Below are 14,189 nucleotides of genomic sequence, written 5' to 3' on the forward strand. Positions count from 1 at the left end.
GATATAAAAATATTTTTGTTTTTATATAGATTGTTTCTTGACAGGTTTCTGATATTTTCTATATAATTTCATCTTTAATTCCCCGATAGCTCAGTCGGTAGAGCGACGGACTGTTAATCCGCAGGTCCCTGGTTCGAGCCCAGGTCGGGGAGCCAGATTTGAAAACCACCATCTTGTATGGTGGTTTTTATTTTATCTATTGGTTAATATTTTAAGATATTTTGATGATAATTGATTAAATGATTACACTTAATTCATCAGCCTTTATAGGAACAAATTATTAAAGTGCCATCACAACCATCCATGTGAAAAGTGGAAAAGAGTTTTGGAAAGCTATAAATCGTAGCAATCCAAAAGATAAAACAATTTATGAAGTAAAATAATTTATGAAAGGTTAAAAATGATTTACTCAGCAAAGCTAAAAAAATGGATGAAACAATTGAGGAATTTGCATATTTTTCTATAGAAAATAACGATCTATATTGTTTCCTTAATTGTTGTCCAATGGCTATTGAAGTGAATAAAGTTTACAATGTGGAACTTGACTATTTCATTATTGATGAGTTTATATTGGAAGAGGTTAATACAGATGAATCTGTTATTATTCCTTTTGAAAGAATAGGTGATAGTACACAATATAAGATAACAGGTAGGCTAGATGGCAATACATTTACAGCTGGAAATATTTGCTTTGAAGATGATGCTCTTCAATTAGAATATTCTTATTTAGATGGCAGATTAATTACTTTAACTGTATGGAGATTAAGTATATCCGTAATTTCTGAAAGAATATAATCGTTATATTTTCTAAGAAAATTATTGTCTATATAAACCGTGCCGTCTGAAAAAATCCCAATTTTCAGACGGCTTGAGACCTTAGTAAAAAAACTAAGTTTTTACCCAGGCATTTAGGGAATTCCTTATAAGAATCTTCTTTCAGCAAACCGAACAAACTATGATCAACAAATACATCGACCGATTCCTTTTGTTAAAGCTGGAGAAAGTGATTGATTGGCAGCGGTAGGCTGTTTTTAAAAGAAAATATGCTGTCAGACTTTGCCTTTCTTTCGCCAAACTGATAAACTGTTTGCCATTATTTTTGGCCGGGGCATAAATTTTTCATGAAAGACGCAGAGCAGAGTAGTTGTTATACCGCTTCTTCCCTTTATCTATGCCCGAAATTTGGCAGTCTGTCCGTTTTAAGCGGAACGGCTGCCTTTTTGTATTTTAAAGGAACGCAATCATTATGGATTTCAGTTGGTTGGCCGAGCCGCATACTTGGATAGGCTTTGCCACGCTTCTGGTTTTGGAAGTTGTTTTAGGTATTGATAACCTTGTTTTCGTAGCAATTTTGGCAAACAAGGTCAAACCGTTGCAACGGGATAGGGCGCGGATAACGGGCTTGGGTTTGGCTGTCGTTATTCGGATTTTTATGCTGGGCTTCATGGCACACATCATGACACTGACACGCCCTTTGTTTGAGCTGGGTGGTCTGGAGATTTCCGGCAAAGACATGATTATGTTTGCCGGTGGTATTTTCCTGCTTTATAAAGCGACTACCGAGCTGCACGAACGCCTTGAAGGCCACAATCAATTTGCGGTTGCTGAAGGACAGAAGAAGCATTCTTCTTTTTGGGGTGTTGTGGCGCAAATTTTGATTTTGGATGCGGTTTTCTCTATCGATTCTGTTATTACAGCAGTGGCGATGGTGGATCATATTGTGGTGGCAATGGGTGCGGTTGTTGTGGCGATGACGGTGATGATTTCCGCCAGTAAACTGTTGACTGCCTTTGTGGACAAGCATCCGACCGTTGTGATGTTGTGTTTGGGTTTCTTGTTGATGATTGGTTTCAGCCTGATTGCGGAAGCCTTCCATTTCCATATTCCGAAAGGCTATTTGTATGCGGCGATCGGCTTCTCGATTTTGATCGAACTGTTTAATCAGGTTTCGCAAAAGAATGCCCGCAAAAATGACTACATCAGCACTTCTTGGCGTAAGCGCACCGCTGAAAATGTGTTGGGTATGATGGGTATCCGCGAAAGCATTTTGGCAAAAGCAGGCGATAATGGCGGCGATGACGAGCATTTTGAAGAAAACGAAAAATCCATGATTCGCAGCGTGCTGACTTTGGCGGAGCGTCCGATTATGGGCGTGATGATTCCGCGTCGGGAAATCGAGAAATTGGATATTTCCCAAAGTCGGGAAGAACAAAATGCGCAATTGAAAAATACACCGTATAGCCGTTTGTTGGTTGTCGGTAAAGCAGGTGTAGATGAGCCTTTGGGCTATATCAGTAAAAAAGATTTGCTGAACCAGCTGCTTGAATCCGGAGAAATCAATATTCAGACGGCCTTGCGCCAGCCATTAATTTTGCCGGACAGTACGACGGCGTTGAATGCGATTGAATTGTTCCGTCAAAGCAGCGCGGATTATGCGTTGGTGGTGGACGAGTTTGGCGCGGTGCTGGGTATGGTGACCATGAAAGATTTGTTGGAAACCATTGCCGGTGAATTCCCCGAAGAGTTTGAGCGTGAGGAAGAAGAAGCTGCTCCGGCCAGTCAGGATGAAACGCTGTCTGTGGATGGTGCATTGGAGTATGTGGAATTGGCTTCTCAGTTAAATCTGCCTGCTCAAGAGGAAGACGCCGATTTTCATACCGTTGCCGGCTTGATTATGGAAGAATTGCAAAGTATTCCTGATGTGGGCGACTTCATCGATTACCATGGCTGGCGTTTTGAAGTGGTTGAGAAGGACGGACAACGGATTGCCCGTGTAAAAATCAATCGTTTGCCGGAAGAAGAATAAGTAAAAGCTAATATAGTAAAGGCCGTCTGAAAATGTCCAGACGGCCTTTTTATTTATCCGACTTTAGTTACCGTAATGTCCCGAGCCTAAAATTCGGTGTGAATGTGCGCCGGTTGCATGGTAGGGATTGCTCGGAACTTGATTGCACCAACAGGCTGCAAGCCAGGCAAAAGCGGCAGCTTCGACCCATTGCGGGTCAAGATGGAGCTTGGCTGTGCTGTGCAATTTGGTGTCGGGAGAAAACAGGGTTTCCAAGTCTTGCATCAAAACCGGATTGCGGATGCCGCCGCCGCAGATGTAAAGATTATGAATCGCCGGAGCAGCTTGTTTGGTCGCGTCAAAAATGGTTTGTGCGGTATAAAAGACCAATGTGCGTATCACATCTTCCGGCTTTTCATTACCTTTCAGACGGCCTTGAAGCCAGCTTAGGGAAAACAACTCTCGGCCTGTACTTTTGGGATAAGGGCGGCTGAAATAAGGATGGTCGAGCAGGGAAGCGAGCAGGTCGGGGAGGATTTTGCCTTGTGCGGCTTTTTCCCCGTTTTTGTCGTAAGGCTGCTGCCAGATATGTTGCATCCATGCATCCATCAGCATATTGCCGGGGCCGGTATCGAAGCCGAAAGAAGGGCTGTCGGGCGGGAGGATGCTGATATTGGAAATGCCTCCAATGTTGAGTACGGCTCGGGTTTCATTCGCATCTCGAAACAGCGCTTCGTGAAAGGCTGGGACGAGGGGTGCACCTTGACCGTTGCAGGCAAGGTCGCGGCTGCGAAAGTCGCCGACAGTGAAAATGCCGGTCAGTTCAGCTAACAGGGAGAGGTTAACCAGTTGAATGCTGTAACCGTATTCAGGCGCATGGCGGATGGTTTGTCCGTGGCAGCCGATTGCGGCAATGTCTTTGGCCGACAGGTTTTGTTCTGCCAATAGTTGTTGGACGGTTTGGGTGTATAGGCGGCTGAGTGTTTGCGCCAGGATATTGCTTCTGTGCAATTCATTTTCGCCTATGTCTTGTAGTGCCAACAATTCTTGGCGCAGGCCGTCTGAATAGGGTAGAAAGCTGTGGGCAACGGCTCGTTGCCATTGCTTGCCCTGCATTTGAATCAGTACGGCATCGGCACCGTCCATGCTGGTTCCGGACATGATGCCGATATAGTATTGGGGTTGCATTTCGGTTACAGAAAGAGAAGGTAAAGCGACATTTTAACGCCTTTTGACGTTTTTACGGGAATTTCGGCATTTAATGTAAATAGTTGGTGCAAGAAAGATTACAAAGAGGTTAAAATAACGTGACTCAACATGTTTTCCAAAAGGAAACTTTCCATGGCTCAAACTCAGTCGAGTGCGAACTTGAAGCTGATTAATACGGTTTTTGCCGCTATGCTTGTGAGCATGGTCGGCTATTTTATTTATTGGGGCCTGGGTTATACCCACTACAACCACTCCGGCCTGTTTATCCTTGCTACCTTTTTCGGCGTCTTCATGGCGTTTAATGTGGGTGGTAACGATATTGCTAACTCTTTCGGTACAAGTGTCGGCTCCGGCACATTGACTATTCCGCAAGCTTTGCTGATTGCGGCAGTATTTGAAGTCAGCGGCGCAGTGATTGCCGGCGGCGAGGTAACAGATACCATCCGTAAGGGTATTGTCGATTTGAATGGCATGCATCTGGATCCGATGCAGTTTGTTTTTATTATGATGTCTGCGCTTTTGGCTGCGGCATTGTGGCTGCTTTTTGCATCGCGCAAAGGTCTGCCGGTTTCTACGACACACGCCATTATCGGCGGTATCGTCGGTAGTGCCTTGTGTATGGCGGCATTGAACGGTGTGGATTCCATTGCGCTGATTCAATGGGACAAGTTGGGCGAAATTGCCTTGTCTTGGATTTTGTCTCCGGTATTAGGTGGCATCGTTTCCTATCTATTGTTTTCACGAATTAAGAAAAACGTTTTGGACTACAACTCTTGGGCCGATAATACGCTCAAAGGCATCAAGTTGGAGAAGAAAGCCTATAAAGAAGAACACCGCCTGTTTTTTGAAGCCTTGAGTGAATCTGAAAAAGTCGAATACGCCACCAAAATGGCGCACGATGCCCAAATTTATGATGAGCCGGACTTTGATCCTGAAGAATTGCAGTCTGAGTATTATCGCGGTCTGCACCGCTTTGACAGCCGTAAGGGCGAAGTAGATTCTTATAAAGCCCTGCATTCCTGGGTGCCGTTTATCGCTTCTGTCGGCGGCATGATGATTGCGGCCATGTTGATTTTCAAAGGTCTGAAAAATCTGCATTTGGGTATGAGCAATGTCAACAGCTTCCTGACCATTTTCATGATCGGCGCGGCTATTTGGATGGGTACGTTTGTATTTGCCAAAAGTTTAAAACGCAAAGATTTGGATAAATCGACTTTCCAAATGTTCTCATGGATGCAGGTATTTACTGCTTGCGGTTTTGCATTCAGCCATGGTGCGAACGATATTGCCAATGCGATTGGTCCGTTTGCCGCGATTATGGATGTGTTGCGTACCAACAGCATTACCGCTCAAAACGCTGTGCCTCCGATTGCCATGTTGACTTTCGGTATCGCTTTGATCGTCGGCTTGTGGTTTGTCGGTAAAGAAGTGATTAAAACCGTAGGCACCAGCTTGGCAGAAATGCACCCCGCGTCAGGCTTCTCAGCAGAGCTTTCTGCTGCCGCTGTTGTGATGGCAGCATCATTTATGGGCTTGCCTGTTTCCAGTACCCATATCTTGGTGGGTGCAGTTTTGGGTATTGGCTTGGTTAACCGCAATGCCAACTGGAAATTGATGAAACCGATCGGCCTTGCTTGGGTTATTACCTTGCCTGCTGCTGCCGTTTTGTCTGTTGTCAGCTATTTGGTTTTGCAAACAGTGTTTTAATTGATTATTTGATTTAAAAAGGCCGTCTGAAAGATATTTCAGACGGCCTTTTATGTTCATAAGAGGAGATTTTAATTTGCTTTAATGTTGAACAAATAATGCTGTTCAATGTTTGAACTGATACAAGAATAATCAAGGTAATAGAGAAATATCTTATTGGGAATAGCTTAGAAAAGATTTTGGGGCTTAGTGAGGGCAAACAAAGCTATTTTTAATTAGCCCACTATAAGGTTAAGGCAATAAAAAAGCCCCAATTCATCGACGTTTAAGTGCCGTATTGAATTGGGGTTTTTCTATTTAGTATGAGCCTTATCGAGCCGTCTGAACATTATTCAGCAGCTTCGTGGTCTCAGCTTGAGTAGGAGCCGTTTCTGCTTCAGCGGTAGCCTTAGCGGCTTGACGTTCGGCTTGTGCAGCCAATGCCTGTTGAACGGCTGGGTGCTGTTGGGCGATGGTTTGTTCTTCTGCGCTGACTTCGCCTTTGAAGCGGTTGTTCAAGTCAAAACGTTTGCCGCCGCGAGCCAGGGCTTTCAGGTAGCGTGGACGGCGGCAGTGGTTGGCCAGTACGCGTGCAATCAGTGCAGGGTCGTATTGGGGCAGGGCGGCAACCAAGTCTTGGTCGATACCGACGGCCAACGGTTTGAATCGTTTGAATACATCATATTTGCCGTAGATGTGGTCGGCAATCATGTCTGTCTGTTTTTTCTTGCTCATGGTTTGGACGGCAGATTTCAGCGCAGCGCCCAAAGCGGTTTCTTGTGCCATTGCGGTTGTATTCCTCTAATATAAATCCGTATTTTCGTCATACGGCAATAAGGTGCTATTGTAGTATAAAGACTGTGATTTGGCTAAATTTTTCTGAGAATGTTCGATTGTAAATGTTTATTTTGCAAACGAGCTGGCACACTTATCTCAATAGGCGTTATGAAAGGTCGTCTGAAAATGTTCGGCACAATCTGCCATATTTGTTTTCAGACGACCTCAAGTGCACAGATGAAGCGCTTCATATTTTGCTAGCTTAAGAAGAGGGTTTGAAATGCCTATGCGATAATCTTTACTGGACTTCTTTTTGCAAAAGCAGGCCGATTTTGCTGTTTTCGGACTGTTCAATATTAGGCAGGATGTCGTCAGCAGTAAACGCTTTGCCATCATTGCCAACACTACGCAAATAATAATGAGCATCGCCACTGCGTTCGTAATAAAACAGTCGGAGCGGTTCGGAACTCAGAGGCGTAGTACTCGTATCATACATAAATATCGGCTTGTTTGGCTGAGATTCTTGGAGCTGCTCTAATGATTCAGGATAGACACCGTGTTGCAGACGGTAGAATTCGACTTCGGAAACCAAACTAGACAAAGTATTTACCGTCAGTTGCTGCCTCAGTTCGTCGTACATGCCTCCTCGCTGAACAAAGCCGAAATAAAACAATGCGCCGTAAAGCGCGACGGTGCATAACATTCCTAAGGAGGCAATCAAGGCAACGATTTTTGCACCGCGTTTGCGCCATCCCAATATACTTAAAACCAAAGCCGCTATGCCGAAGATCAAACCGATGAGCGGAATAAAGGAAACGCCTGCAAGGACATAAGCGGCTGTGTGGATTTTGGCAGGTGGTGCGACGAATGTGTGGTTTTCAGTATTTTCCATTGTAAGGTCCGGATGTATAGTTTAAGGCCGTCTGAAAAGTACCATATCATAATATCATATAAATAGGCGTTTTCAGGCGACCTTTTTAGATTTTACCCGCGAGTTTTGGCAATATCTGGCGTATCAACCACTACGTCGGTATTTTGCGCGCGATGGCGTAAGGCGTGGTCAATCAATACCAAGGCCAGCATGGCTTCTGCAATCGGAGCGACGCGTAATCCGACGCAGGGGTCGTGGCGACCGTGTGTGGCAAGCTCGACAGGGTTGCCTTCTATATCAATACTGCGGCGCGGTGTGGCGATGGAACTGGTCGGTTTGATGGCAATATTCACATGAATGTCTTGTCCGGTGCTGATGCCGCCCAAGATGCCGCCTGAGTGGTTGGACAGGAAGCCTTGCGGGGTGAGTTCGTCGCCGTGTTCGCTGCCGCGCTGGACGACGCTGCCGAAGCCCGCGCCGATTTCCACGCCTTTGACGGCGTTGATGCCCATCATGGCGTAGGCGATTTCGGCATCGAGGCGGTCGAAAACGGGTTCACCCAAGCCGACGGGGACGTTGGACGCTTCGATATGCAGTTTCGCGCCGACGGAATCCAACGATTTGCGCACGCTGTCCATATAGTTTTCCAGCTCGGCGATTTGGCTTTGGTTGGCAGCGAAGAAGGGATTTTGGGAAATGTACTCGTAGCCTTCAAACTGAATTTCTTTTTCGCCGACTTGGGTGACGTAGGCGGTGATTTCCGTGCCGAATTTTTCTTTCAGCCATTTTTTCGCAATTGCTCCGGCTGCAACGCGGGCAGCGGTTTCGCGGGCGGAACTTCTACCGCCGCCGCGATAGTCGCGTGTACCGTATTTGTGCCAGTAGGTGTAATCGGCATGTCCGGGGCGGAAACTGGTGGCGATATTGCCATAGTCTTTGCTGCGTTGGTCGGTATTGCGGATTAGGAGAGCGATAGGTGTACCGGTAGTTTTGCCTTCGAATACGCCGGAGAGGATTTCGACTTGGTCGGCTTCGCGACGTTGGGTAACGTGGCGGCTGGTGCCGGGTTTGCGACGGTCAAGGTCATATTGGATATCCGCTTCGCTCAATTCTAATCCTGGCGGGCAGCCGTCGATGATGCAGCCCAAGCCTGCGCCGTGGCTTTCGCCGAAAGTGGTAACGGTAAAGATTTGTCCGAAGGTATTGCCTGCCATAGGGATACTCTTTTGAAATTGGGTTTGGAAATTTTTTACTTGTTTGGATAATTCTCAGGCCGTCTGAACAGATGTGAGAACGAAATCAAAGATTCTCGTTTCACCGTTCAGACGGCCTTTTGAGATGACTACTTAGTTCAATTTACCGTGGCACTGTTTGTATTTCAGGCCGCTGCCGCAAGGGCAAGGATCGTTGCGGTGAACAATCAGGCCGTTTTGTGCAAGCGCTTCAGGGCTGAAGTCTGTGCCGTCAGGGTCGAACGCTTCTGTAACCAAATCGGTTTGCGATTGACCGAGCAATTCTTCCATATCAGGCGCATCGGAGTGGACGGTTTGAACATCGCTGACGCTTTGTGCGGCGGTGTGGTCGTATTCGCTATTGCGCTCGATTTGAACGGCAGTCAGCAAAGCGGCAATGTTTTGTTTGATACCGCGCCACAGATTTTCAAACATGGCGAAAGCTTCGCGTTTGTATTCCTGTTTCGGATTTTTCTGAGCATAGCTGCGCAGATGGATACCTTGGCGCAAGTAGTCCATAGCGGCGAGGTGTTCGCGCCATTGGTTGTCGATAACTTGCAGCATAACATTGCGTTCGAAGTCTGACATAGCCTGTTTGCCGACCAATTCAACTTTTTCGGCATACTCGTCTTCGATGCGCTTGATGAGGCGTTCTTTAATGTCTTGGTTGTCCAAAGTGCTGTCTTCTTTCAGCCAGCCTTTAATATCGACATGCAGGCGGAAATCGGCGGCAAGTTGGTGCTCCAGTGCTGGAATGTCCCATTGCTCTTCCATGCTGTCAGGCGGGATGTGGTAATCAACCAAGTCGCTGATAACGTCGGCGCGGATTTCGCGGGTCAAATCACTGACATCTTTGCTGGTCAGGATTTCGTTGCGTTGATGGTAGATCACTTTACGTTGGTCGTTGGCAACGTCATCATATTCTAAAACCTGTTTACGCATATCAAAGTTGCGGCCTTCGACTTTACGTTGTGCGCCTTCGATTTGACGGGTCAGCAGGCCGTGTTCGATGGCAACGCCGCGTTCAGGTGCCAGGCGGTTGAGGATGGCGGCGGCACGGTCGAGTGCAAACAGGCGCAACAATGGATCTTCAAACGATAGATAGAAACGGCTGGAGCCGGGGTCGCCCTGACGGCCGGCACGACCACGCAACTGGTTGTCGATACGGCGGCTTTCATGGCGTTCTGTACCGATAATATGCAAACCGCCTGCGGCCACAACTTGGTCGTGTTCAGCTTGCCAACCGCTTTCAAGGGCAGAAATTTGCGCTTGTTTTTGCTGTTCGCTCAGGGTTTCATCGGCATGGATGGCTTCGATTTGATGTTTGAGGTTGCCGCCCAAAACAATATCGGTACCGCGGCCTGCCATGTTGGTGGCAACGGTAATTGCGCCGACTTTACCGGCTTGAGCTACAATCAATGCCTCGCGCTCGTGTTCTTTGGCGTTCAGAACGTTATGCGGCAGACCGGCTTTGTGTAACAAGTCAGAAACCAGTTCGGAGTTTTCGATGCTGGTGGTGCCGACCAAAACCGGTTGACCGTTTTTGTGGCATTCGGCAATGTCTTTGACAACGGCTTCAAATTTTTCTTCAGCTGAGCGGAAGATTTGGTCGTTGAAGTCTTTACGTTGTACAGGACGGTTGGTCGGGATGATGACGGTTTCGAGGTTGTAAATGCTTTGGAACTCGAAGGCTTCGGTGTCGGCCGTACCGGTCATACCGGATAGTTTGCTGTACAGGCGGAAGTAGTTTTGGAAGGTAATAGATGCAAGCGTTTGGTTTTCGCGTTTGATTTCTACGCCTTCTTTGGCTTCAACAGCTTGGTGCAAGCCTTCGGACCAACGGCGGCCGGCCATCAGACGGCCTGTGAATTCGTCCACAATCACGATTTCACCGTCTTGAATGACGTAGTGTTGGTCTTTGTGGAACAGGGTGTGCGCACGTAATGCCGCCATGAGGTGGTGCATCAGGGAAATATTGGCGGCAGAGTAGAGCGAGTCGTTTTCCTGTAATAAGCCCATTTGTGTCAGGATTTGCTCGGCGTGTTCGTGACCAGCTTCGCTCAGAATAACTTGGTGTGCTTTTTCATCTACCCAGTAATCGCCTTCGCCTTCTTCGGTTTCTTGGCGGATAAGGTGGGCCGGAACGGCATCCATTACGCGGTAGAGCTGGATGTTGTCATCTGCCTGGCCGGAAATAATCAGCGGCGTACGCGCTTCGTCGATCAGAATGGAGTCCACTTCGTCGACAACGGCAAAGTTCAATTCGCGCTGAACTTTGTCGTATTGGTCGGTAACCATATTGTCGCGCAGGTAGTCGAAGCCGAATTCGTTGTTGGTGCCGTAAGTAATGTCGGCACCGTAAGCGGTTTGGCGTTCGAAAGGTTGCAAATCGGCGACGATCACGCCGACACTCAAGCCTAAGAAGTTGTACAAAGGCTCCATAATGCTCGCGTCACGGGAGGCGAGGTAGTCGTTGACGGTAACGACGTGGACGCCTTTTCCTGACAATGCATTCAGGTAAACGGCAAGGGTGGCCACCAGAGTTTTACCTTCACCGGTACGCATTTCGGCGATTTTGCCGTTGTGCAGAACCATACCGCCGATAAGCTGTACATCAAAGTGGCGCATGCCCAATACACGGCTTGATGCTTCGCGGCAGACGGCAAAGGCTTCGACCAAGATGTCGTCCAGGCTTTGTCCGTCGGCGAGACGTTGTTTGAATTCGGCTGTTTTAGCTTGCAGTTCTGCATCGCTCAATGCCTGCATTTGTTTCTCAAGCGCGTTGATTTTGGCAACGGATTTACGATATTGTTTCAGCAGGCGGTCGTTGCGGCTGCCGAAGATTTTCTTAGCAATGTTTGTCAGCATGAATAATTCCTGCGCCTTGATATAATAGTGGGCGAAATTGGGATTTTAACACAAGCGCTTGTATAACGCGGTAATGCTGTTTGAAATAAAGGCGGTTTTGCTGTATTTCAATTGTAATTGTTTGGTTAATTTACTGAGAGGCCGTCTGAAATATATGGATTTAGCACAATTAGGCAAGCGCAATCATTTATTGGCGGGCTTGTTGCAACAATCGCAACAATGGCGGAAATTGGATGCAAAAATCAAAACGGTTTTGCCGGCCAACCTGCATCCGCATTTTCAGACGGCCTGCGTAGAAGACGGAAGATTGGTCTTGCTTGCCGCCAATAATATGGCTGCTTCGCGTTTGAAAATGATCCTGCCTGCCATGTTGCCCAAGTTGCAAACATTGCATACAGGCGTCAGGGAAGTGGTGGTCAGGGTAGTTCCCAAGCCTCCGGCTCAGCCGAAAACCAATAGTTTGAGATTGAGCGAGGCAGCTTTAGACAGCTTCGATGAGGCGGCAGCCAAATTGGAAGGCAAACATCCCGAATTGGCGGCGGCATTGGCAGAATTGGTGCGCAAGCACAGCCGCTAAAATCATGCCGAATGAGATTATGGTTAATAAATGTTAAAATTTATTTCATTTGACTGATAGCATCTAATACTAAAGAAATACGACCTAAACAGTAACTGTTTTCTTTTAGGTAAACTGATGTAAACTTGGCCTGAAATTTTGATTTCGTGTGAAGTTTGTAGCAAAATAACGCCTGAATTTCTTATCACTCTGCGTGAATAAGTTTAAGTTTGACATTTGTCTTTGTTAATATATTCGCGCGGGTTCTATTAATAGAACTTAACAAGACTCTCATCATTAGGAGATACATCAATGAAAGCTTATCTGGCTCTGATTTCCGCTGCCGTTATCGGCTTAGCTGCATGCTCTCAAGAAGCTGCAAAACCTGCTGAAGCACCTGCTGCTTCCGCTGCTTCTGAAGCTGCTCCTGCAGAAACTACTGCACCTGCCGATGCCGCTCCTGCCTCTGAAGCTGCTCCAGCCGATGCTGCCGCCGCTCCTGCTGCCGGCAACTGCGCAACTACTGTTGAAGCCAACGACGCTATGCAGTTTAACACTAAAGAAATCCAAGTGAGCAAAGCTTGTAAAGAATTCACCATCACTTTGAAACACACTGGTACCCAACCTAAAGAAAGCATGGGTCACAACATCGTCATCGGTAAAGCCGAAGACATGGACGGTATTTTCAAAGACGGTGCCGGTGCTGCTGCAACTGACTACGTTAAACCTGACGACGCACGCGTTGTTGCCCACACCAAACTGGTTGGCGGCGGCGAAGAAGCTTCCCTGACTCTGGATCCTGCTAAATTGGCCGGCGGCGAATACAAATTCGCTTGTACCTTCCCAGGTCACGGCGCTTTGATGAACGGTAAAGTTACTTTGGTTGACTAATCCGCCTCAAGCTCGAAAACAGACAGCCTGCCTTGCGCAGGCTGTTTTGTTATAATCTGGAAACATTAATTTAAGAATAAAACTTCAAAACCATGAATCCGTTTGAAACCAAAAGCGTTACTTTTGCCGAACCCATTGAAATGCTGTACGCCTGTCATGGCAAAGTGCGCCGTTTCTGCAGCCAGGTTGCCATGTTGTCGAACTATATTGCCGAAAACGGCTGCAATCAAATCGTTTTGCAAACCATCCGCCAAATTGCCCAATATTTTAATGTTGCCGCGCCGTTGCACCATGAAGACGAAGAAGAAAATTTCTTCCCGCTTCTATTGCAATATGCGCCGCAAGCTCAAGAAAGCGTTGACGAGCTTTTGCGCCAACATATCAGCCTGCACAACAACTGGGCGGCGGTATCTGCCGAATTCGCCAAACTCGAAGCAGACAACGCCTATATCCCCGATGCGGAAACGTTCAAACGCTTTGTCGCAGGATATGATGTTCATCTGGCGATTGAAGAGCCGCTATTTGATATGGGCAAAACCTTTATCCCCAAAGAAAAACTGACCGAAATCGGCGAAATTATGGCTGCACGCCGCCGCAAATAAGGTCGTCTGAAACAATCGTCTCAAGGAATACACTATGCTGACCCCAAAAAGTTGCGATTTGTTCAATATCCCTTTTTTCCAGTTTTCCCAGCTTAAAAAATACCAGCCTGAAAGCATTCCGCAAATCAAGGCAGACTATAAAGAAAACTGGCAGGTATGGCAGCAGCTAATCCAGCAGGTTGCCGCCGAATTGGGTGCACCGTTTGCGCCGCCGCATATCGAACGCTGGTGTAACGGCTGGCAGGTCCGCGCCCATTTTTTTGCCTATTTCAAATACGAACAATATAAAAATTCCGCAGCGATTTTATCGATTTTGCTGAATCGCCGCCGTTTGAGCGTCAGCTTGGACTGGCATTGCTATAAAGCCGATGTTTCTCCCATTGCGCTGCCTGATTACAACCGCTGGCTGGATAATTTTGATACTGAAAAATACGCTTCCTTCGATATGTGGCACGGTGCGGAAAGCGAATATGACGATTATCGTACCGTTGCCCAACAAAGCGACGGCGATAGAAAGCTTCGAGACGATAAAGATTTCTTCTGTATCGGCAAACACATCGAACGCGATGATTTGGGCAAGCAGGATGTCGCGAAATGGATAGTGGAAACAGTGGAAGACTTACTGCCGCTGTATGAAGCTTGTCATGGAAAATAAATCAGGATGCAGAAAGGGAAACTGCCCATTCAGTATCTTCAAATAAACTCAAGGCCG

The 14,189-nt window shown here is 47.1% G+C and carries 12 protein-coding genes and 1 tRNA gene; 8 read left to right on the forward strand and 5 right to left on the reverse strand.

From position 1 onward, the window contains the following. Positions 1–79: 79 nt before the first annotated feature. From ACTHUR_RS06910 to ACTHUR_RS06920, 3 genes are all read left to right on the forward strand, one after another. A tRNA-Asn gene (locus ACTHUR_RS06910) sits at positions 80–155 on the forward strand. Between the two features lie 271 nt (positions 156–426). Further along, positions 427–795 carry a hypothetical protein gene (locus tag ACTHUR_RS06915; RefSeq protein ID WP_004519611.1) on the forward strand — a complete coding sequence of 123 codons (369 nt, stop codon included), beginning with the start codon at positions 427–429 and terminating at the stop codon, positions 793–795. Positions 796–1,246: 451 nt separating this feature from the next. Next, the gene (locus tag ACTHUR_RS06920; protein ID WP_004519613.1) at positions 1,247–2,806 is read left to right on the forward strand and encodes a TerC family protein; all 1,560 of its coding nucleotides are present in this window, start codon (positions 1,247–1,249) and stop codon (positions 2,804–2,806) included. A gap of 63 nt (positions 2,807–2,869) precedes the next feature. Here the strand turns inward: ACTHUR_RS06920 and ACTHUR_RS06925 are convergent, their stop codons facing one another. Then, positions 2,870–3,973 carry an anhydro-N-acetylmuramic acid kinase gene (locus ACTHUR_RS06925; RefSeq protein WP_004519614.1) on the reverse strand — a complete coding sequence of 368 codons (1,104 nt, stop codon included), beginning with the start codon at positions 3,971–3,973 and terminating at the stop codon, positions 2,870–2,872. A 153-nt stretch (positions 3,974–4,126) separates the two neighbouring features. On the opposite strand from ACTHUR_RS06925, the gene ACTHUR_RS06930 reads away from it, so the two are divergent. Further along, on the forward strand, positions 4,127–5,701 hold the full coding sequence (locus tag ACTHUR_RS06930; protein WP_440361197.1) for an inorganic phosphate transporter: 1,575 nt from the start codon (positions 4,127–4,129) through the stop codon (positions 5,699–5,701). Positions 5,702–6,010: 309 nt separating this feature from the next. Here ACTHUR_RS06930 and ACTHUR_RS06935 read toward each other — a convergent pair whose 3' ends face one another. The 4 genes from ACTHUR_RS06935 to secA all read right to left on the reverse strand — a co-directional run bounded on the left by ACTHUR_RS06935 (position 6,011) and on the right by secA (position 11,428). Further along, a complete protein-coding gene (locus ACTHUR_RS06935) occupies positions 6,011–6,466 on the reverse strand; it encodes a ProQ/FINO family protein (protein WP_128581234.1) in 456 nt (151 codons plus the stop codon). A 289-nt stretch (positions 6,467–6,755) separates the two neighbouring features. Then, the gene (locus tag ACTHUR_RS06940; RefSeq protein ID WP_128581235.1) at positions 6,756–7,349 is read right to left on the reverse strand and encodes a type II secretion system protein GspG; all 594 of its coding nucleotides are present in this window, start codon (positions 7,347–7,349) and stop codon (positions 6,756–6,758) included. 92 nt (positions 7,350–7,441) lie between these two features. Further along, positions 7,442–8,542, reverse strand: a complete 1,101-nt coding sequence (gene aroC / locus ACTHUR_RS06945) for a chorismate synthase (protein ID WP_440361196.1) — start codon at positions 8,540–8,542, stop codon at positions 7,442–7,444. 132 nt (positions 8,543–8,674) lie between these two features. Then, the gene (gene secA / locus ACTHUR_RS06950) at positions 8,675–11,428 is read right to left on the reverse strand and encodes a preprotein translocase subunit SecA (RefSeq protein ID WP_049335622.1); all 2,754 of its coding nucleotides are present in this window, start codon (positions 11,426–11,428) and stop codon (positions 8,675–8,677) included. 154 nt (positions 11,429–11,582) lie between these two features. Here secA and ACTHUR_RS06955 point away from each other — a divergent pair, with 154 nt between their 5' ends. The 4 genes from ACTHUR_RS06955 (at position 11,583) to ACTHUR_RS06970 (ending at position 14,132) form a co-directional block, all read left to right on the forward strand. Beyond that, the gene (locus ACTHUR_RS06955) at positions 11,583–12,005 is read left to right on the forward strand and encodes a DciA family protein (RefSeq protein ID WP_039862113.1); all 423 of its coding nucleotides are present in this window, start codon (positions 11,583–11,585) and stop codon (positions 12,003–12,005) included. A gap of 291 nt (positions 12,006–12,296) precedes the next feature. Further along, the gene (gene azu / locus ACTHUR_RS06960) at positions 12,297–12,875 is read left to right on the forward strand and encodes an azurin (protein WP_003748712.1); all 579 of its coding nucleotides are present in this window, start codon (positions 12,297–12,299) and stop codon (positions 12,873–12,875) included. A 92-nt stretch (positions 12,876–12,967) separates the two neighbouring features. Then, positions 12,968–13,477: a hemerythrin domain-containing protein gene (locus ACTHUR_RS06965; RefSeq protein ID WP_004519620.1), complete on the forward strand. Its 510-nt coding sequence runs from the start codon at positions 12,968–12,970 to the stop codon at positions 13,475–13,477. A gap of 34 nt (positions 13,478–13,511) precedes the next feature. Further along, positions 13,512–14,132 carry a glucose-6-phosphate 1-dehydrogenase family protein gene (locus ACTHUR_RS06970; protein WP_004519621.1) on the forward strand — a complete coding sequence of 207 codons (621 nt, stop codon included), beginning with the start codon at positions 13,512–13,514 and terminating at the stop codon, positions 14,130–14,132. Positions 14,133–14,189 lie beyond the last annotated feature (57 nt).

The organism is Neisseria sp. P0021.S007 (genome assembly GCF_051956855.1).